Source organism: Streptomyces prunicolor NBRC 13075, from assembly GCF_000367365.1.
Lineage (GTDB): Bacteria > Actinomycetota > Actinomycetes > Streptomycetales > Streptomycetaceae > Streptomyces > Streptomyces prunicolor.
The window spans coordinates 1-20282 of record NZ_BARF01000081.1; the positions used below are offsets into that span (position 1 = coordinate 1).

The following is a 20282-nucleotide window of genomic DNA, read 5'->3' on the forward strand; positions in this document are numbered from 1 at the left end:
GAGGCCGAGGCCGAAGCCGAGCCTGAGGCCGAAGCCGAAGCCGAAGCCGAGGTCGAGGCCGAAGCCGAGCCTGAGGCCGAAGCCGAAGCCGAGGTCGAGGCCGAAGCCGAGCCTGAGGCCGAAGCCGAAGCCGAAGCCGAAGCCGAGCCTGAGGCCGAAGCCGAAGCCGAAGCCGAGGCCGAAGCCGAGCCTGAGGCCGAAGCCGAGCCCGACGCCGAGGCCAAGGGTGAAACCACCGGGACCGGACGCACGCCCACGGCGAAGAAGAAGCCCGACGGAGCAGGCGCATCGCGCAAGCGTCGCCCGCAGTACGGCCCAGTTCAGCAAGAGGTCTGGAATAGCTTCATTGACTCCCAAGTGCACTCACGCAACTGGGACTCACAGGGGGTCAACCTCATCCCTGGTCTGTGGACTCTTCTGCGCTCCCGCATGGGGCGGGACCGGAAGTCCTCAGGGCGACCCACCCTGAACCTGGGGCACTACCTCGACGCCGCGTTGCGTACGGCCCCACTTGACCAAGATGAACTGGTCGCAATGGCGGACAAGATCGAAGAAGAGCAGATGGGGCTACCGAAGGGCAAGAAGACGACTCTCAGCCTCAGCCCCGCAGCCATCGAGAACGTCGGCGACATTCTGCAACTGCTGGAGGAAGTCGGGTATGCCCGCAAGGGCAAGGCTGTGGTCTCGGCCTTGGTCCAGCAGCTACTCCGAGCCTTGGAGGCCGAAGGGCCGCTGCCGAAGCCTGAGATGCCACCGCTGATCTGATCTCGTCGATCTGAAGGCCGCCCCCTACCAAGGGGGCGGCCTTCCTCGTTTGCTGGCGCGACACGCGCGGCACGCTCATCGTTCTTCCCTCAAATCCTCATGGTGGCAGACCAGTTTCTACGCGAACGTCTCGACGACCTAGACGTCACGTGCCACTGTCGGGCGGCTGGGCCCTGTCACGAGCCACAGGCCCACCTCGCCCCGCCGACGCCTCCGCCGACCTCTGCGACGCGCGTGAAGTGAGGCTCCCAATGACTCTCAAAGCAACCTTGACCAGGTAGTTATATCGATCCATGTTGCTTGGACTATCACTAAGTGGCTATCGATCAGCCGTCCTTGCTTCCTACCGATCTACCTACCGATCAAACGCCCCTGCGTCCGGCGCACCCTTCCACGGGCACACCCCGCTACGCATCTATACCCCTGACAGGGTAATAACTTTGGAACTTGCGGTAGGGTGACGGGGTCAGCTAAATAGCGTCACTGGAGCCCCCATGTCGTTGACAGAACGCCTCAGCGCAAACGCCGTGGCGACCGCCGCAGGCTTGGACAGCAACTGGGTCTACAAGGCTGAGGCGAACGGTGTCCTGCCCGAAGAGCACTACGTCTCCGACATCATCGTCATCAAGGTCTACCGGCTTCTCTCGACGTTCGTCTGGCCCGACAGGCCAGCTCAGCGCTCGAAGAAGCAAGACCTCGACACGTGGCTCCTTTCGGCACTTCACGCGGCACGGGATGCGGTCACGGACCCCACCACCACCCCAGAAACCACTTTGTGGGTCACGCCGACGGGAGTTCGCGTCGCTCACTCTCGCGAAGAGCGCGCGGCCGTTGAATCACCGTCACCCGATGGCCAAGAGCCGTCGTTCCTTGACGACCAAGTCGCGCTTCGGCTTCCGATCGGTCGGTGGATCGACGAACTCCCAGCAATCCTCACCAGGATCAAGAAGCGCGAGCCCCGGAAGAAGGCGACTCGCGCTTCGGCGTCCACCGGTAGGCGCCGTACGAGCGCCCCGGCCCGCTCCAGCCACCAGTAGGGCCGAGCATCCCAGTTCGGCCAGAACAGCCCACTGGCCCGGGACTCCACAATCCCGGGCCAGTCACGTCGAGGAGGTGAGCGTTACTCAACATCCCTAGCTGAATACCTGTCGCATGGCCGGCCTCCCAACCTCCCCAGGCGGTGCCGGTTGGCGATGCGAGTTTCCCTAGAACCTCCTCGACTGGAGCACATCATAGCTACCCGTCCGAGGGCTGGCGCAGTCGTGCCCGAAGCAGACCGAAATCGTGCGTCCGCCCGTCCACCGGTTCCTCCGTCCTCGTCGTCCTCGACCGCGCCGCCTGCGTCCCAAGGTGCGGGAGGCCGCGGGGGATCTGTACTCGCTTCCACCGAACCTCTCGTCCTCACGCGGACCATGCGCAGCGCGTTTCTCTCGTCCGTGCGGACCGTCCTTGATGACCCGCGGCTGGATGGGGTGTGCAACTCCGTGCGCCTCACGTCCGTTTTGCTCATCGCGAAGGCCCCGGTCGCGTCCTCGCACGTGATCACGATGTCCCGGGACCTGGGCGGATGGCTGGGTTACGGGGTCTCTCATGTGGCTCACACGGTTGTTCCTCTTGTCCGGGCGAGCGGGATCGCGACATGCGATAGCGCGCGGGACGCCGCTGGTTGGACGCACGCGCTGGACTTCGAGCTGCTGCCGTTGAAGGAAGCACGCGCGCAGCAGGGATTGAACCCGTTGTCGCTCTTGAACAAACGGGACCTTGCCACGTTGCTGCACTTCTGCGAGGCCGTGTTGTGCCCTGGCTGGGCGCCGAAGGACAAGGCCGCGACGCCAGCCGGGTTTCTCGCGAAGCGGCGGGGGAGGGGGTCGGCGACCGACCGGTTGGCGATGCTGTTGCTCGCGCTGAATGCTCGTCCGGATGGTTCGGTGCCGATGGCTCCGGGCCGTCTTCCCAAGGGCTACAACCGGTCTGAGGCGACGGTGGCCAAGCTGTTGGGCTGCTCCGTCGAGGAGGCCCGTCCGGTGCTGAAGCAGCTGTTGGCGCTAGAGGGTGTGGCATGGGACCGCCCGGAGCGGTACGGGGAGGATCGACTGCTGGTGCCGGCGATCCGGGACGCGTACGAGCGTGCTCGGGCAGCGTCGAAGCCTGCGCCCGCGCCGCAGGTTGACGATGCGTCGGCTTCACCAGCTCCCGCGGCCCCCCAGGAACCGGATGCCGGGTGCGCGCGGTGCGGTGAGGAGGGGGAGTGCGAGGGCCTAGTCCTGGCCGGGGATGGCTGGGCGCAGCTGAGCTTCGAGGATGTTCCGGTCGAGGTTCCTGTTGCATGTGGGGTTCAGGAGACGGATCTCGACGCATCGTCACAGGTAGATGCGGGTTTTGACGGTGGATCAGGGGAGGCCGTTGGTGCAGGCCCCCACGCGGCCCACTCACCTGTGGTCTCTCTCTGTACTTCTTCTACCGGTGATCTGGACTGTTTTTCCGGCTCTGCCGTCTTGGGTGAGGACCCGCTGCGGGAATGCGCGGGCGCGGACGGGGATCTCCCGGAGACGACGGAAGTTCTTGCCGGTGCGGCTGGTGGGACGGGCCCGCTTCGCGGGGAACAGCAAAGCGCGTCGACGAGATCAGGGTGGGACCCGCCGGTGCGAACTGGCGGGATCGTTGGGCCGGTTGGGGTGCCGAAGGACCTGACGGTGGCTCTAGCTCCGGTGGCCTGGCTGTGGGCCGGGCTGGGGCGCGCGTCGACCGGGGCGTGGCTGGCAAAGAACGTTCGTCGGGAGCTGGTGCGGCTGCGCACGTTCGTGGGTGACGGCGAGGGGGTGGCCGAGCGTCGGCTGGCTGAGCGGCTCAAGCGACGGCTGGCCCGGCAGCGGACCCCGGTGCAGGACTTGGCGGCGTGGCTGATCCGGCGGGGGCTGCCGCAGGACAGCGGGTGCTGGTCGAACCTGTGCGACGACGGGATCCGCATCGACTCCGGTGGCACCTGCCCCAGTTGCGACTGTCTCATCGGTGATCGACGTGGCCTGCGCCAGATCGTGGCCACCGAGGTTGCGGCCCAGCACCCGCACGTGGCTGCGGGGGAGTGGCGTGGGGTCTACGAGGACGCGCTGCGCGCGAAGTTCGACTACCAGAGCGCGATTGATGCGGTGCGCCGGGAACGGGCGGCCGAACGTCAGGTTGCCTTCCACGCGGCGATCGAAGAGCAGAGGGCGCAGCTGGCGGAGGAGGAGGTGCGGCGGGCGGCACGGCCGTGTGAGGACTGCGGTCGCGCCGAGGCTGCCGGGCTGTGCCCGGTGTGCTCGCTGCGCCGGTCCACGAAGGCCTTGGTCGACCAGGCGGTCGACATTGCCGTGGCCGTACGGGCTGACGTCGACGATCCGCAGGCGGTGGCCATGCTGACCGCACAGGTCGCCGAGGACACGTGGGTGGTCGTAAGGGGCGCCGGGGCGCCGGACGGCGCCGATGATCCGGTGTGCCGGGCGTTCGCCGAGAAGGACCTGGCCACGAAACTTCTCGAACAGCGCAGGCGGCGGGCGCTTCGGCGGCTGCTGGAGTCCGGGCCGGCCGAGATGGAGGCCGCTCATGTCCGGCGGATGACTCTGCACGGCATGTTCCTGACGGACAAGAACCGCGAGCGCGCCGAGAAGGCGGCCTCGAAGGCGCGGGAGCGGGTCGCTCACGACCTGTTGCGCGAGTTCCTCGGCGACCTGGCCCGGGTGCGGGCCGCGGCGGTGCCGCGCGAGAGGCCGCCGGCGTGGAGCGAGCGGTGCCCCGACCTGGCGGCCCGTCCGTTGGACGAGGACACGGTCGCGGTCGGCGCGGGGCTGGCGTGATGCAGTCGGCACCGCACGGAGTCGAACTGCTACGGCTGGCGCGGGTCGTGCCGGCGGTGCTGGGCGGGCGTTGTGCAGGGCTGGCCGTGACCGTCATGGCGCCGCAGCTATCGCGGTGCGCTGCTCGACGGGGCCCGGTCCTCGCCTCAGCTGGTTGCCGCGGGCTCGGCCGGGGCCGGCTGGGTGGCGTGGATCAGCTTGGAGCGCGCTTCGGCGCGTTCGGCGGCGGCGACCTCGACCTCGCCCCAGAACCGGTGGGTGATCACGAACGCGCTCAGATCCCGGGCGCGTTCCTAGCGAGACGTGTATGCCGAGGTGTCCTCGGCGCTCCAGCCGTCGGTCGCGGGGCGGACGGAGGGATACCACTTGGCGGAGTCGTCCCAGCCGTCGTTCGGCTCGACCGACCAGGGCCGGACCGCATGCATCGTGCGGAGCTCGGCGTGGATCTCGTGCAGCTCCCGCCGGCGTCGAAAAGGTCGTCTGGAAATTCGAAGGCGTTCTGGTCGGGCTCGTAGGCGGCGGGTCTGACACCGCTCGTGCCGCCACGAGCCCACCGCCACGGGTGTGTGAGGCAGACCACATGCCGGTCGGAAAATTCTTTGTCGGACGGGCGTCCTGCCGGTGCCGAGGGGTGAACGCTCGTACCGATCAGCAAGGAGTACAACCCCGATGACCATCCACGACGGTGCTCCCTCGGAGCCGTCCGGCGGAAGCGGCGCTCAGCCGTCGGCCGACCTCGTCGCCTTCCCCCGCTTCCGGGTGGCGCCGCTTCCCGTCCACGTACGGGCCGAACTCGCCGAGGCCCGGCGCGCGCTCGCTGGCCGCAGGCCTGCCGAGGGCGACTTCGGGACGACGCTGGCGGAGAAGATGTGCTCGATCGCCTTCCTGGGCGGCGTCGCGAAGCCGGAACCCCGGGAGCGCGGAGCCGACTACATCTGGGTTCAGCAGGTCGACGGGCAGCTGCGGACGCTGGCGGTCCAGGCGAAGTGGTCGCCCTACGATGCCGAGGCTGAGCGGGCCCGGCTGGGCGTCTTCGCCGCCCTCAACGCCCGTCGGGCGATCCTCGAGACGCGGACCGTGGACGGGTGGAAGCCGGCGGTCGCCGAGTTCGCCAGCATGTGGCTCGGTATCGCGCACCCCGACGAGGAGTGGCTGGAGGCGGTATCGACGGCGCTGCTGGGGGACTGGGTGGACCTGTTGGGCGAGCACCTCGTCGACGACGCCGGCGCGCTCGGCCTGAAGCAGCTGAAGCGGGAGTCGTCCGTGGTGCACCGCCAGTTGCGGCCGCTGTGGCGGCGCAAGACGGCCGGCGGCCGTCTCCTGTCGCTCGACCACCCCGTCCCCGGCGGCGGCACGCTCGTCGACGTGCTCGCCGACCGGGCCGCCCCCACGCAGTCCCCGGGGTTGTGGGAGCCGGAGACGCCGGGCGCGGCGGCCGTGTTCGCCGGCCTGTCGCCCGGCGAGCAGCAGGTGGCCCGCGTCTGGGCGCAGTCCGGGCGGACCTCGTGGGCCGAGCTGGCCGGCCTGGGCGGGGTCAGCGCGGCCGAGGCCGACAGCGTCCGCCGTAAGCTCCGCCGCTTGGGGCGCCGTTACGAGCAGCGGGCGGCGTCCGCCCGCGCCACGTACGGGCGTTCGCAGGACGGGGTCTTCGGGAGCGGGGCGTGAACCTCCTCGGCCAGGTCGTGGCCGAGTACATCGCGGGCGTCGCCGCCGCGCTGACGGTCACGGCCGTGGCGTGCCTCGCCCGCAAGAGGCGCAGCCGCCGTATCCGGCCGGGGCGGGAGGACTCGACGTAGTCGCTGGTCCGCCGGACACCTGTGCGTACGCGATGGTGTCCGGCGGGCGTACCCCGTCCCAGGGGCTGCGCGTTGAGCGTGCGGGGGGTGGTTCGGTGGAGTTCTTCGACGTTGGTCAGACGGTGCAGCGGCGTGATGTTTTCCGCGGACGCGTGTGGAGCGCCCAGGCCCTGCGGGTGGTCGAGGACACGCCCGCGGCCCTGGTCACCTGCGCCTGGCCGGGAGCCGGCGTACGGGTGCCCGCGGCGTACGTGCGGGCCCGCCGCGGTGAGACCACGGTCTTGCGCGAGGAGGCGGTGCGGCAACTCGCCGCCGGCACCTGGACGCTGAGCGCGGGGGAGTGGCAGGACACGGTGCTGCTGCTGTGGAAGCCGCCCGGTGCGCACTTCAGCGGCGACGCTGACCACCGGCTCCTCACCTGGTACATCAACTTCGAACGCCCCAACGTCCGCCGACCCCGCGGCTTCGACACCTTCGACCTGCTCGTCGACCTCCTCGTCGACGCGGACCTGTCCCGTTGGCGGTGGAAGGACGAGGCCGAATACGCACACGCCCGCCGGCTGGGCATCATCGACGACGTCGAGCACGCGCATGTCGACGCCGCCCGCGAGGAGGCTCTCGCCCTCCTGGCCGAGCGGGCCGGACCCTTCGCCGAGGCCGACCGGTGGGCGGCCTGGCGCCGCGACCCGGCCTGGCCGACCCCCTCCTTGCCGTCTCCGCCGCACTGATCCTCGCGGCAGGCGACAGGCGACGCGACACAAGCGGTACCCGCCTCCTACCGTCCGCACGATCAGGGGTCCGGCACGCCCATCTCCGCACGGGAGATGACCGGGCCCGCCGGAAGGACGACCACCATGTACGTGATCGAAGACGGACGCCGATGTGTTCGAGGCGGTGGCCGGCGCCCTGCGGCACTTCACCCAGCGTGCCCCGCGAGCCGGTCAGGTCCAGGCCCTCGTCCGGCAGATCCGCCTGGGCGCGCTCGTCGCATGGGACTTCACGGGCCGCTTGCCCCGCGCGTGACCCGATCGGGGCCGGCGGTGGTGGAAGCCGCAGCCGGCGGAGGGCGCGAAATCTATCCACAGGTGATCCGGGTGACACTCACGGCTCAACAATGGAAGGAGTCGGTGTGTCACCCAGCCGCGTCCAGCTCACGCGCACCCACCGCGTCCTGATCGCGGTCGTGGTCCTCGGCGCGGTCCTCGTGGCCGCGATCGGCTTCGCCGGGTCCTACACAGCCGTACGCGAGCTGGCCGCCAGGAAGGGCTTCAACAACTTCTCCTACTTCTTCCCGATCGGCATCGACGCGGGCATCTGCGTCCTGCTCGCGCTCGACCTGCTGCTGACGTGGATCCGTATCCCTTTCCCGCTCCTGCGGCAAACGGCCTGGCTCCTGACCGTCGCGACCATCACGTTCAACGCCGCCGCGGCTGACGACCCGCTGGGCATGGGCATGCACGCCGTCATCCCGGTCCTGTTCGTCGTCACCGTCGAGGCCGCCCGCCACGCCGTGGGGCGGATCGCCGACCTCACCGCCGACAAGCACATGGAAGGCGTGCGCCTCACGCGCTGGCTGCTCTCCCCGCTGCCGACGTTCCTGCTGTGGCGGCGGATGAAGCTCTGGGAGCTGCGCTCCTACGAGGAGGTCATCAAGCTGGAGCAGGAACGCCTGGTCTACCAGTCCCGCCTGCGCTCCCGCTTCGGCCGGGCGTGGCGCCGCAAGGCACCGGTGGAGTCGCTGATGCCGTTGCGGCTCGCCCGGTACGGCGTCCCCCTCGCACAGACCGCGTCGGCCGGCCTCGCCGCCGCCGACATCGACGCCCACCCGACCCCCGCCGCGATCGACCCGGCCCCCGTACCAGCGGAAGCCGTCTCCGGCACGGACTCCGCAGACGCAGCGGGCCCGGCGTGCGCCGAGCCCGACACCGTCCGGCCCGTTCCGCAGTCGCCCGTGCCGGGCGAGGAGCAGCCCGCCCCGACCGACACGGAAGTGGACCCGGCCCCACCGGGCGAAGAGCCGGATGCCGACGGCGGTGAGGACGAGGAGCCGGAACCCGACGAGCACGACGGCCCAGGCGACCAGGACGACCAGGACGGCGCCGCGGAGGGGGGAGAGGGAGAAGAGGAGGACGGCAAGCCAGGCCGTACCGACGCCACCGACCACACGAAGGTCATCGCCTCGATGAGGAACGCCGACGCGGTCCGGTACGCCATCGCCCAACTGGCGAGCTACGACGCCCCCGCGCTGTCCCGGTGGTTGAAGGAGCACGGAAAGACCGTTAACGGCGGCCAGATATGGCGGATCGCCACCAACGCCACCAAGCAGGCCGCCACCGTGCCGGCCCCGAGCACGCAGGAGACAGAGAAGGAGACGGAGAAGGAGGCGGCTGCCGCGTAGGACGCCGTTCCACCGCACGAAGGTGCCCCGTCGCCTCCTGCTCCCGATGTGGCCGAGGCCGCCCGCCACTCTCCCGGTCCGCGGTCGTTGGGCAGCCCATGGGACGGCAGAAGGCGCGCAAGCCCCGCAAGGCGCCGACGAACGCGGGGACCGCGGACACACCTGCGGGCGCGGCACGCCGGACGTGGACGTTCTCGACCGCCGTCACCCCCAGCCGCCGCTTCGCCGAAGTCGTGATCCAGCCCGACCCCCGTCTGTACGAGCGGCTCGTGGATGACGCCCAGGCGGTCGGCCTGGTCCGGGCGGCCGATGTGCCGCCGAAGGCCGATGCGGCCGTACGGATCCTCGATGGCTGCTTCACCGGACTCGCGCTCGACGGGCTGAGCACGACCCTGGCGCCGGACGAACCGCTGCCGCTGTCCTCGGCATGGCTGAAGGCCGCGCTCGAGACCTGAGTCGCGGTGGTGATGGTGGTGCCTCCCGGGACCTGGAGCGAGGACTTGCCGATGCAGGCCGAGGAGATCGACGACCCCGGGACCCTCGCCACCCATCACACGGTCCTGGACCGCTGCCGCGCCGAAGGCCGGATGCTCTGGGCGATGGTGGCCGTCCGGGTCGAATCCGGCGTCCCTCTCCTCTGAACGGGCGCGCCCGGCCGGCAGCAGCGGGGGCGGCGCACGCCGGACCAGTGGAGCGGTGCAGCAGCAGTACGACCGTACGAAGCAGCAGCAGGAGCAGCAGCAGGGGTGACCCGCCGCTGCACTCCCCGTCCGTCGCGCGGGCACACAATGTGCTGCTCGGCGTACTGCTCCAGTCCGGGACTCCGTAGCAGGACCTCGTGCAGCCGCTGCGCGCGAGCGGCCCTGCGCCCCCTGCCCCGTGAAGCCCGGGCCAGGGGATCGGCTGGACTGCCGTCGGCGGTATGAACTCCTGCTCGGGCAGCGACCGGTGCAGCGCGACGTCCTGTTCCCGGCGCCGATCTGCTGCTTCCGCCCTGCTGCGTGCAGTGCCCGTGCAGTCCTGCACGCGACCGTGCAGCGCGGGAGCAGTCGCTGCTCGTGCAGTGGAGCAGGACGCCGAAGAGCAGCGAGCAGCCGGGTCCAGTGCGCGCCGTACTGCTCGGAGCAGCGGGTCGGCCGCCACGGTGCAGTACGTGCAGTACGGCCCGGGCCGCGAGCAGCGAAATCTGTCCACAGGCGAATCGGCTTAGCGTCCATGGAGATCAACGTCCGCGGTACGCGGACGGCACTGTGCGCACTGGAGGCGAGGCAGGCGATGGGGCGCAGCGAGTTCGACCGGCAGCTCGAAGAGAGTGTCGAGGCCTTCCTCATGGGCGTTGGCCGGCTGCTGTCCGGGCGGGACATGGACGGTGAGCGCCGTACGGACGCGACGTTCTTCAAGGGCGGCCGACGCGTCCTCGACGGTGTCGAGGGACGGGTCGGTCCGTGGTCCTACCGGCCTGGCTGGCAGCGGGTGGTGTCCCGGCTGACCACGCTCGGATCCCTGGGCACCGGCGGTTGGTTCTACTGGACCGAGCCCGAACAGACGCTCAGGGCGGTGGAGTACGGCGGGGCCGGGGCCGGCGGACTGCTGCTGACCGGCGCCGCGGTGCACGCCGTGCGCCACCGTGGCCAGCGCGAACTGATGCGGGAGTGGGTCGAGCCGCTGCACCTGGCGCTGGTCGGCCCGCTGGGCATTCCCGAGGCGACCCGGCCGCGCTCCTATCTGCACGTTCCCAAGAACTTCAGCGACGACGACGCGGAGATCCGTATTGACCTGCCGGTCGCCTTGAAGTTCAAGGAGACCGACGTCGCCGAGATGATCGTCAAGAAGCTCGCCCTGCAAGGGGTGTCCTTCAGCTGGAAATACGACGGCCGCAGCCCCTACGTGACGGTGAAGAAGGTCCACCGTCCGCCGTCGAAGGTCGTCTTCAGCGATCCCAAGGTCAGGGAGCTCGTCAAGAAGGTGCCCGAATCGGCGCCTCTGATCGGCCTGGAGCGCGGACAGAAGATCGTGTCGGTGGACTTGGATGCCGAGTCCCCGCATGTCCTGGTGTCCGCGGGTACCGGCGGCGGCAAGAGCGTCATCCTGCGCACCATTGCCTCCCAGCTCATTCACCACGGCGCGCACGGATACATTCTCGACTTCAAACGCGTATCCCATATGTGGGCCCGCGGCGTGAAGAACGTCGAATACTGCCGTGATATCTCCGACATTCACGACGCTCTGGTCCGGCTCGGCGCCGAAGGGCAGCGCCGTATTCACGTTGCGGAGCACCTCGGCGACGACGCCGACCCGTCCGAGATCGGGCCGCGCATGGTGATCCTGCTGGAGGAGATCAATGCGACGATGAAACAGCTGACCCGCTACTGGGAGAAGATCAAGGAAAAAGGCGACCCGAAGATATCGCCAGCGGTCGACGCACTCGCTGAAATCCTCTTCATGGGGCGGGCTGTTCGGCTCCACGTGCTCCTGGTCGCCCAGTCGGCGACCGCCCGCGCCCTGGGCGGCCCTGAAATGCGTGAGAACTTCGCCACCCGAATTCTCGCCCGCTACACGCAGAACGCCTGGAAGATGCTCGTCCCCGAGGTCCAGCCCGCCCCTAAGAGCACCCGCCACATCGGCCGCGCCCAGGTCGTGCTCGGCGGCATGGCCCACGAGACCCAGGTCCTGTTCATGACCGACGCCGAGGCGCGGGCCTGGGCCATGGCCGGCTCCGCCCCGGTGCCTGCCGTCTCCCTCACCAAGAACATCCCCGCGGCGGATGACAGAGTGACACAGCTGAACAGTGACACAGATGACAGTGTCCACCTGGGGAAACAGGGTGTCGATGACACAGATGGGCCTGTTCACGGCCGCGCTGTTCACGCTCTCGCTTCTGTTGCGGGGAATTGGCAGGAGGACGCCGGAGCGGACGAGGAGAGCGACGACGAAGTCTCGGAGCTCACGGCCGGCGACGAGCAGCAGGGCGACGAGGACGAGGCGGATCCGCTCGTCGGGCTGCGCGAGGCCGAGGACCTCCTTGACGACGTCGACCTGAACTCCCTGCGCAATGCCCGCGCCCGCGACCCCGAATTCCCCGACCCTGCGGACAAGCGAGGAAGGGAAAGCCTCTACCGGCTGAGTGACCTGGAACGCTGGGCACGCAACCGCCTCGCCGCAGAGAACGGCGAGTTCGACGAGGAAGAAATCTCCGAAGAGGAAGACGTGTCCGTCCTCTGACTTTCACCCCGACCACCCCAGGGCCCGCACCTCGTGCGGGCCCTTTTCGCGGTTCTCCGACATGCCGACCGCACAGCTCTGGCGGCAGCGAAATTTATCCACAGGCATTTCGGCATAGCTTTCTTGGTGTGCGCTTCCCGTATCTCGCGGTGAAGCCGATCAGTCATTGCGTCCGCATGCGCACAACGACCGGACCGCGATACGGCCGAGGAGTTCCCATGAAGTTGCTGCGGAAGGTGTTCGGCCTTCCCAAAAAAAAGAAGGCGGGGGGTGAAGAATTCGCCGACGCCCTCGCCAGCCGCTCCCGCCGGAAGGCCGGTGAACAGCCGGAAGCCGACACGACCGAGGACGCTGCGACCGCGCAGGCGCACGCGCCGGCGCGACGGCCGGACACCTCGGCGTGGGCGGAGGAGGACGAAGGGTCGGGCAGCGTGTTCGCCCGGCGGACCGGACGGATCGCGGTCTGGGCCGTGATCGGCCTGTTCGCCTTCATCGGCGTACGCAGCGTCATCGCCCCGCAGCAGCCGACAGCCACTCCCAAAACCAGCCCTCAGACGGAAGCGGCCAAGGACGACGTGCCCGACGCCGCCGCCCAGCAGGTCGCCGCCCGGTTCGCCCGCTCCTACCTCACGTGGTCCCAGGACGACCCCGCCTCCCGGGCGACGGAACTCGCCCGGGACCTGCCCAAGGGCGCGGATACCAAGGCCGGCTGGGACGGCCATGGCCTCCAGCTCGTCGCACAGACCATCCCCGGCGAGGTCACCCAGACCAGCGCGCACCAGGCGAGGGTCTCCGTCGACGTACGGGTGTCCTCCACGCAAGGCGCCGGCTCCAAGGCCAAGTCAGTCTCCTCGTGGGTCGGCCTGGAGGTGCCCGTCGCCGAGGCCGGCGCACGCGTCATCGTCACCGGGCAGCCCGCCCTGGTCGGCCTCGCGCAACCGGTCACCTGGGAGGAACCGGGCTCGCCCGACACCGACGCCGCGCTGTCCGAGCGCACCCGCACGACGGTCGCGAACTTCTTCGAGGCCTGGGTCGACGGAACCGCCGACCAGTCGGCCGCCCCCGGGGCGAAGATCGCGCCGCTCAGCGACGGCCTCGCGTGGCACTCCCTGGACACCTGGGCCCTCCAGACCGGATCCGGCTCGCGGCGCACCGGCCTGGCCACCGTCCGGTGGGAGCTGGCCGGCGCCGAGCTGCAACAGACCTACCGCGTCACCCTCACGCAGGTCAGCGCCGACGGCGCGTCCCGCTGGCAGGTCTGGCTGGTGACGTCGCAGTGAGCACGCGCTCCATCCGGTGCCCGCACCGAGCGCCTTCGAACCCGCCCTCATACCCGCACGCCAAGGAGAGTCATGGGCACCAACCCGCTGGCCTCGTACATCATCACCATCGTCTCGTCGCTGTTCGGTGCCGTGTTTGTTGTGCAGGTCTTCATGTATTTCAGCCGGAGTCAGTGGGGCAAGTTCGGAACCTGCCTCGCCGGCGCCGCGGTCGCGGCGTTCTGCATCATCAAGACCGATCAGGCCATCAGCATCCTCAGCGTGGTGGGGACGAAGATCGTCTCCACCTTCCAGGTGTGAGCGGCGGTATCGACGATGCGAGAATCCCGCACCTTCAGCCGCCACTGGGACCTGGAGACACGGCAGCACGAACTGCTCGGCGTCGACCTCGGCGAGGGCATCCCCCGCACCACGCTGCGCTACGGGCTCGTGTGCTTCGGCACCTGGTGGACCCTCTGGTTCAGCCTGTTCGGCTTCCCTCCTCAGCCGGCCGTGCCGTTCTTCCTGCTGCCGCCACTGGCCTTGACCTACGCCGGTTCCAAACGCTCCCTCGTCTATTGGCGGCGCACCAACCTCCTGGTGTGGAGCGTTCACCTGCAATACCTGGTGCGCGGCGTCCGCCCGGTCATCGGCCGAGGCCGCGTTCCGGCACGCCGGCTCGGACTGCGGCTGCGGACTCGCCGGATCGGCGAGCGCCTGCCCCACCTGGCCCACATGCCCCTGTTCGGTGCGTTCTTCGCCGCACGCGGCCCGGACCCGGCCCACACCGTCGGGACGCCGGCGCTCATCCGGCCCCGGGTGCGGCTGTACGGGCCGGACGCCGTGGCCCGCTCCCGGCGGCGCCTTCGCCGCAAGCGCCGTACGGCCGCCCCCCTGGAGACCTCACCATGACCGCCCAGACCCGTATGCCGATCGAGGCCCTGCGCGACGTGGTCCGCCTCACCGACCCGCACACCGTGCGGGCCCTGCGCGGCAGTGACCGGATCCTGCTCGGCCTGGCCGACGGCGACCAGCCGGTCCACCTGACGGCCGTGCCGTCCAACGTGCTGGTCGCCACCGGCGGGGGAGGAGGCACGAGCACCGTGCTCCGCTCGATCGCCGCGCAGGCCCTGCATCACGGAGCGCACGTCGACGTCCTCGACCTCGACGCCAGCCGCTCCTCCCACGCCTGGGCGGTTTCGCTGGACAACGCGGTCGTCTACAGCCGGATCGACGCCATCCACGCCTTCCTGATCGAGATGCTCGACCGGCTGCGCCACGAGTACACCGCCGACCCCGAGGCCTGGCACCGGCGCCGCTTCGTCGTCATCGAACACGCCGAGCGCCTGCTGGTCGGGCTGCGCCAGCACTGGATGCTGACCCGCCCCGACAGCCAGCTGGAGGATGCACCCGGCGTCGAGGCGCTGGGCATGCTGCTGGCCGCGGGTCGCCACAACGGCATCCAGATCGTCGCTGGCAGCACTCGCGGTATCCCGCCCTACCTCGGCACCCAGGTCGGCGACGTGTTCACCACCCGCGTCCTGGCGTACGGCGGTCAGACCCTGTGGGCCCGGGTCGCGCCCGAGGTGTGGCCCGTCCCTCCGTACTCCGTCATCCCCGGCCGGATGCACGCCGTCCAGGACGGCACCACGACCCGCATGCAGGCCCTGCACCTGTCCGAGTCCGAGGCACGCGCCTGGGCCCGGGGCACCGTACCCAAGGAGTTCCGATGAGCAGCGCGACGAAGACGAAGACGGCGAAGAAGGGCGTCTCCCGGGTCGGCCGCCTCCTCGGGCTCGGCGCCGAGCGGTTCATGCCGGTGCCCCAGCTGGTCGCCGTCGCCGACGGCCTGGTCGTGACCGCCACGGGCGCGGAGGCCTGGTTCGTTCTGTCCAGCGCGAACACGGACTTGATGCCGGAGCCGGCGCAGGACGCCGAGCAGGATGCGGCCGCGCTCGCTCTGGCTAAGGTGCTGCCCGGCTACGACGCCCATCTGAAGGTCGTGTGGTCGCCGCTGGACGGGGAGGTCTACCGGGCCGAGGCGCACGAGATGTTCACCGCCGGCGACGTGGAGGCGTTCGCCGACATGTGGGCGCAGCGCCTCGACGGCCTGGACCTGCCGCAGCGGCACCTGCTGCTCGGCATCAAGATCGCCGAGCGGGCCACCGCGACGAACGCGACGGTCAAGGACACCACCGCCTCCGCGCTCGGCCTGCGCCACACCGGGTTGACGGAAGGGGAACTCGCCCAGCTGGATGCCGCCGTACGGCGTCTGGAGCGCAGGCTGGAGGCGACGCCGTGGCGGGCGCGGATCGCGCCGGTCGAGCTCCTCGCGTGGGCGATCTCCCGGGAGTCCTACCGTCCGCAGCCGGCCCCGCCCCACCTCCCCGTCGTCACCGGAGCCTCCCTGGTCCGCCTGAGCCAGTCCAGGGCGATTCCGCACGCCGACCACCTCCAGCTCCTCGACGCTCGCGGTGAGACCGCCGCCTGGGTCGCGCTGCTGGCCATGCCCGCCTTCCCGGAGGCGATGCACACCCCCGGCGAGCAGGAGTGGCTCAGGTGCCTGTCGGAGATCCGCTACACCCACGAATCCGGCGACGAGGTTCTGGTGTGCCCCGAGGCGAGTGTCCGGTTCAACGTCTGGCGCAAGGGTGCGGCGATCAAGGCCGTCGACAAGGTGCGGCAGTCGGCGAAGGAGCAGCGCCGCTCCGCCTCGGAGAACTCGGCCGGCGAGACCCTGGCCGAGATCGAGGAGACCGAACTCGTCATGGAGGCCCTGCGCCAGCGGATGTCCCGCGACAGCATGACCCTCCTGCACGACCACCCACGCCTGCTGGTGTCCTCCGTCGAGTCGCTGGAGGACCTGCGCGCCCGGTGCGACGCTGTCATCTCGCACTACGCCGGGCTGTCGATCGACGTCATTGTCGCCGCCGACGAGCAGCGCGAGATGTGGCTGGAGAGCCTCGTCGGCGACATGCTGCGCGTCGCCGACCTCGGGCACATCCGCGAGACCGACGCCCTCGCCGCAAGCATGTTCTGGGGCGGCTCCGAAGCCGGTGACGACACCGGGCCCATCGCCGGGCTCCTCACCGGGACCACCCCGGGTGTCGTGCGATTCGACATCACCGCCGGCAGCGCCCGCGGCGACGCCACGACCACCGCCTTCCTGGGCCGCTCCGGGCGCGGCAAGACGACCGCGATGATGCTGGCGACCCTGACCGCCGCGATGCGCGGCGCCTACGCCCTGATGCTCGGGTTCAAGGGCGACGAGATCGGACTCATCCGGGCCGGCGAATACCTCGGCCTGCCCTCCCACCACGTCACCTGCGGCATCGACACCCCGGGCGTCGCCGACCTGTTCCGCATGCTCCAGCGCGGCGAGGCGGCCCTTCAGGTCGTCAGCCAGATGTTGATCATGTTGCCGGAACGGATGCGCAACCAGGGCGTCGAGACCCACCTGCTGCGCGCGGTCAACGAGATAGCCGAGCACCACGACCCGGCCTCGTGGCGAGTGGTCGACCTGCTCAAGGACAGCAACAACGAACTGGCCCGCGACGCCGGCCACGCACTCGCCGAGGTCGCCCGCACCCAGCTCGGAGCGCCGGTCCTCGGCAAGCCCCGCGACGGCGCCAGCCCGCTGCAGCCCGAGGCGGGCCTGTGGCTCGTCCAGGTCCCCGGCCTGACGATGCCGCAGGCCGGCACCCGCCCGGCGGACATGACGATGAACGAGCGCGTCAGCCTCGCCCTGATGCGCGGACTGATCGCGTACGCCCTCAACACCTCCTCCCGTGCCGACCTGCGCAACCTGCCCAAGGTGATCAGCGTTCCGGAAGTCCACGTGCTCACGGGCACGGACGACGGCAAACGCTTCCTCGACCTCGTCGCCCGCATGGGCCGCGCTCTCGACACGAGCCTGGCGATCGACAGCCAGGACCCCAACTCCCTGCTCGGCCTGGACGGTGTCCTGGAGGCCATCACGACCGTCTACGGTTTCGAGCAGGCCACGAGGGTGCAGCAGGACGCGCTCGCCGAACTGCTGCGTCTGCCCGTCGGCGACGCGAGCCGGGCGCTGATCCACGGCGTCGGGAAGACGGCCCACGGCGTCATCCGTCACGGCCACTGCATCGTGAGGGACCGCTTCGACCGCGTCGCCACCATGCAGTGGGACTCGCCCAGTTACGAACTCCTGCGGGCCCTGTCCACCAACCCCAGGGACCAGGCAGAAGACGCCGAACGCGACCAAAGCGGTCGCAGTGAAGGGGAGTTGGAGTCCGAGGACGAGGGGGTGGATCACCGCGCCGGCTTCGGCAAGGCAGGATCGGAGGGTTGAGTGATCACCCGTACCCGATCAAGGAGAGCCCGTGAACCCGCGTATCCGCCACGCATCGGCCGCCGTTGCGACGGCAGCCGTCCTGACCACTCTCGCCGCCTGCTCCGACTCCAACTCCGGCTCCGACAAGCCGCAGAAGAAGGGGCCGAGCGCCGAGCAGCTGGTGACGAAGGCCGCAGGCGCCTACATGCACGCGTGGATGGCGGTCAAGCCCGCCGACGCCACGACGATGTGCGAGCTGTCGACGAAGGCGTCGCGCCCCAACTTCGACGAGGACGGCGGCACCCTCGCCGGCTGCGTCAAGGAGCGCAAGACCATCGGCGCCGAGGACACCGACACCACCCGCGCCCCGCTCGACATCAAGATCAGCAACGTGCAGGACGTCCCGGCCTCCGCCACCCACCCGGCCGGCAAGGGAGCCCTGGCCACCATGCACCGGTCCGGAGAGGACCAATTCCGCTACGTCGTACGCCTCGTGAAGGAGGGTGACACATGGCTCATCGAGCAGACGAGCGACGTCGGCGACCGCTTCGCGCACACCGCCGACCCCGTCGCACCGGTCCTGGCCGGAACGGACTGATACTCCGCGCGGCCCGCAGGATCCGCACCTGCACATGGCGGCTGCCGCGGCTGCGCACCCTGCTGCTGTGGGTAGTCGGCCTGCTCACCACCATCATGGTGACCGCGCCGGCCGCAGCCGCCGCCGACGGTGACAGCAAGTACAACCCGGCCGGCATCGGCGATCTGATGCCGTCCCCGATCACCCCGCCCTCGGGCCAAGGCACTCTCTTCGAGAGCTACCCGGCCAGCACCTTCCAGCTGGACAAGCAGCTCAGCGCCGACCTCACCGGCGGCGACCTGATCGACGGCAGCATGCACCAGCTCGCCTCGCTCCTCATGGCGATCCTGGCAATGATCGGGCGCGCCGCGGTCACCATCATGCAGTGGACCTTCAAAGCGGTCTCCCTGCCCGAGATCGAGCCGGCCATCTCCCGCGCCATCGCCGCCGCCGCCCAGCCGATGGTCACGATGTTCCTGCCGGCCGCGCTCGCGGTGGGCATGTTCCTCGCCTGGGCCCGGCGCTCCGACCAGAGCATGCTCGGCCAACTCGTGTGGGTGGCCGCCAGCGCGGCCATCGCCACCACGCTGCTGACGTCGTCGCAGACCTGGGTCAAAGGCGTCGACCAGGCTCGGCAGGCCGGTTCCACCGTCGCCATGACCACCCTCGCGGGCGGCCTCGCGGGCGACACCTCGGACGCACTGCCGTTCAAAACGGCCACCCCCACCTGGTCGGACAACGACCGCGACAACGCCGTCCGCAAGGCCTCGGACGCCGTGTGGCGCACCTACGTCGTCGTCCCCTGGTGCGTCGCTGACCTGGGCAGCATCGAGGCGTGCAAGCGGTGGGGGCCCGACGTCGTCAAGCTCGGCGACGACATGGACAAGCGCGAGGACTACCTCTCCGAGAACATGACCACCGACAACGCCGGGCACGAGGCCGTCCAATGGCGCCAGGGCCACACTCCCTCCGGCCGCCTCGGTGTCCTGATTGCCGCCGTCATCACCGCCGTCATTTTCTGCGCCCTGGTGGTCATCCTGGCCGCGGCCACCCTCGCCAGCCTCCTCGGCGCCCTCATGCTCCTGGTCTGCGGCGTCGTCTTCGCGTGCCTGTGGTGCATCCCCGGCCGACCCCGGCAGTGGGGCGTGGCCTGGGCCGAGGCACTGGCCGGAACCGTCCTCGTCTCGATGACCGCGATGATGCTCCTCGGCAGCGTCATGATCGTCAACATGGCGATGATCAGCCTGCTGAACGTCTACGGCTGGCTCATCGTCTCTCTGCTCAACATCGCCGCCGCCGCTACCGCACTCAAGCTCAAGGGCCAGCTCGACGGGATCGTCTCCGGAGGCGGCGCCCAGCTGGCCGGCCGCGGTGTGCTGAGCACGCTCGGTACCCTCGCGACCGCCCGGCGCCTGCGCTCGCTGGGCCGGAACAACTCCGGCGGAGGCGGTGGCGGCGGCGGTCTGATCGGGTCACTGCGCCGCGGCGGAGGCCGGGTCGGCGGCGTCCTCGGCGGCATCGGAGGAATCGGCGGCTGGGGAGGAAGGGGCGGCGGGGGAGGAGGAGCAGGGGGCGCCGCCGGCAGTGACCCGGGCGAGACCACCATCCGCGTCACCCGTGCGCGTACCTATCCCCAGCCGCCCAGCTTCCCGCAGCTGCCCGGAGGCTCCTACGGTGACCACGCCGCCACCCGGCCCGGCCTGCCCGGCGGACCCGGCGGACCGCCCGGCCGCACTCGCGGACCAGGACCTCGTCCCCTGCCGGGCGGCCCGGGACAGCCCGCCGACGCGGCTGCCGCCCGCGCGGCCCGCGCGGCAGCCGCCCGTGAGCGGGGCTACGTACCCGGCAGCGGCTACAGGGTCCGGCCCGGCTCGCCCGAGCGCACCGGTCTACCGCCGCACCCGCGGCGCAACGGCTCACAGCCGATCGCCGGACAGATCGTCGACACGAACAACCCGGTCGGCGCCCGGTTCCGGGCCTACCCGCCCGCGCCCGCACCGCGCCCGCCCGGCTCACGGACGCACGCACCTCCCGCCAGCCGCAGGCCGGTCATCCGCGGCGAGGTCGTACGCCGGCCCGAACTGCCCCCTGGGCCGCGGTAGTTCCTAGTCCGCCGTCCG

18 protein-coding genes and 1 pseudogene are annotated in these 20282 nt (G+C 70.2%); 18 read left to right on the forward strand and 1 reads right to left on the reverse strand.

Features of this window, described 5'->3' with window-relative positions:
* The 3 genes from SPR02S_RS64465 to SPR02S_RS65105 form a co-directional block, all read left to right on the forward strand.
* Nucleotides 1-765, forward strand: a 765-nt coding sequence (locus SPR02S_RS64465) for a hypothetical protein (RefSeq protein ID WP_218006592.1), incomplete at its 5' end; no start/stop codon positions are given.
* 494 nt (nt 766-1259) lie between these two features.
* Nucleotides 1260-1802: a hypothetical protein gene (locus tag SPR02S_RS33550; RefSeq protein WP_019061413.1), complete on the forward strand. Its 543-nt coding sequence runs from the start codon at nt 1260-1262 to the stop codon at nt 1800-1802.
* 1656 nt (nt 1803-3458) lie between these two features.
* The gene (locus SPR02S_RS65105) at nt 3459-4598 is read left to right on the forward strand and encodes a hypothetical protein (protein WP_245607661.1); all 1140 of its coding nucleotides are present in this window, start codon (nt 3459-3461) and stop codon (nt 4596-4598) included.
* Nucleotides 4599-4744: 146 nt separating this feature from the next.
* Here the strand turns inward: SPR02S_RS65105 and SPR02S_RS66550 are convergent.
* A pseudogene (locus SPR02S_RS66550) lies at nt 4745-5275 on the reverse strand (DUF8825 domain-containing protein).
* Between SPR02S_RS66550 and SPR02S_RS33570 the strand changes: the two are divergent.
* The 15 genes from SPR02S_RS33570 (at nt 5268) to SPR02S_RS59120 (ending at nt 20264) form a co-directional block, all read left to right on the forward strand.
* Nucleotides 5268-6263 (forward strand): hypothetical protein, encoded by a 996-nt coding sequence (locus SPR02S_RS33570; RefSeq protein ID WP_019061417.1) that lies wholly within the window; start codon nt 5268-5270, stop codon nt 6261-6263. The pseudogene SPR02S_RS66550 and the gene SPR02S_RS33570 overlap by 8 nt on opposite strands.
* On the forward strand, nt 6260-6394 hold the full coding sequence (locus SPR02S_RS65790; RefSeq protein ID WP_019061418.1) for a hypothetical protein: 135 nt from the start codon (nt 6260-6262) through the stop codon (nt 6392-6394). The genes SPR02S_RS33570 and SPR02S_RS65790 overlap by 4 nt, the downstream gene beginning before the upstream one ends.
* Nucleotides 6395-6489: 95 nt before the next feature.
* On the forward strand, nt 6490-7122 hold the full coding sequence (locus SPR02S_RS33580) for a ribonuclease FAU-1 family protein (protein WP_019061419.1): 633 nt from the start codon (nt 6490-6492) through the stop codon (nt 7120-7122).
* A gap of 154 nt (nt 7123-7276) precedes the next feature.
* Nucleotides 7277-7417 (forward strand): hypothetical protein, encoded by a 141-nt coding sequence (locus SPR02S_RS63380; protein WP_019061420.1) that lies wholly within the window; start codon nt 7277-7279, stop codon nt 7415-7417.
* Nucleotides 7418-7508: 91 nt separating this feature from the next.
* The gene (locus SPR02S_RS33590) at nt 7509-8792 is read left to right on the forward strand and encodes a DUF2637 domain-containing protein (RefSeq protein WP_043258652.1); all 1284 of its coding nucleotides are present in this window, start codon (nt 7509-7511) and stop codon (nt 8790-8792) included.
* Between the two features lie 98 nt (nt 8793-8890).
* Nucleotides 8891-9247 carry a hypothetical protein gene (locus SPR02S_RS33595; RefSeq protein WP_019061421.1) on the forward strand — a complete coding sequence of 119 codons (357 nt, stop codon included), beginning with the start codon at nt 8891-8893 and terminating at the stop codon, nt 9245-9247.
* Nucleotides 9248-9265: 18 nt separating this feature from the next.
* Complete coding sequence (locus SPR02S_RS33600; RefSeq protein ID WP_158697909.1) at nt 9266-9433, forward strand: hypothetical protein; 168 nt, start codon at nt 9266-9268, stop codon at nt 9431-9433.
* Between the two features lie 835 nt (nt 9434-10268).
* Nucleotides 10269-12014: an FtsK/SpoIIIE domain-containing protein gene (locus SPR02S_RS33605; RefSeq protein WP_245607662.1), complete on the forward strand. Its 1746-nt coding sequence runs from the start codon at nt 10269-10271 to the stop codon at nt 12012-12014.
* A 218-nt stretch (nt 12015-12232) separates the two neighbouring features.
* Nucleotides 12233-13294, forward strand: coding sequence for a conjugal transfer protein (locus tag SPR02S_RS33610; RefSeq protein ID WP_019061424.1), 1062 nt, complete (start codon nt 12233-12235; stop codon nt 13292-13294).
* A 72-nt stretch (nt 13295-13366) separates the two neighbouring features.
* Nucleotides 13367-13594 carry a hypothetical protein gene (locus tag SPR02S_RS33615; protein ID WP_019061425.1) on the forward strand — a complete coding sequence of 76 codons (228 nt, stop codon included), beginning with the start codon at nt 13367-13369 and terminating at the stop codon, nt 13592-13594.
* 15 nt (nt 13595-13609) lie between these two features.
* Nucleotides 13610-14185, forward strand: coding sequence for a hypothetical protein (locus SPR02S_RS33620; protein ID WP_019061426.1), 576 nt, complete (start codon nt 13610-13612; stop codon nt 14183-14185).
* Nucleotides 14182-15006: a hypothetical protein gene (locus tag SPR02S_RS33625; RefSeq protein WP_019061427.1), complete on the forward strand. Its 825-nt coding sequence runs from the start codon at nt 14182-14184 to the stop codon at nt 15004-15006. Before SPR02S_RS33620 ends, SPR02S_RS33625 begins: the two co-directional genes overlap by 4 nt.
* Nucleotides 15003-17603: an ATP-binding protein gene (locus tag SPR02S_RS33630; protein ID WP_019061428.1), complete on the forward strand. Its 2601-nt coding sequence runs from the start codon at nt 15003-15005 to the stop codon at nt 17601-17603. Before SPR02S_RS33625 ends, SPR02S_RS33630 begins: the two co-directional genes overlap by 4 nt.
* 31 nt (nt 17604-17634) lie before the next feature.
* On the forward strand, nt 17635-18183 hold the full coding sequence (locus tag SPR02S_RS33635) for a hypothetical protein (RefSeq protein ID WP_019061429.1): 549 nt from the start codon (nt 17635-17637) through the stop codon (nt 18181-18183).
* Nucleotides 18096-20264 (forward strand): hypothetical protein, encoded by a 2169-nt coding sequence (locus SPR02S_RS59120; RefSeq protein WP_158697910.1) that lies wholly within the window; start codon nt 18096-18098, stop codon nt 20262-20264. Before SPR02S_RS33635 ends, SPR02S_RS59120 begins: the two co-directional genes overlap by 88 nt.
* Nucleotides 20265-20282 lie beyond the last annotated feature (18 nt).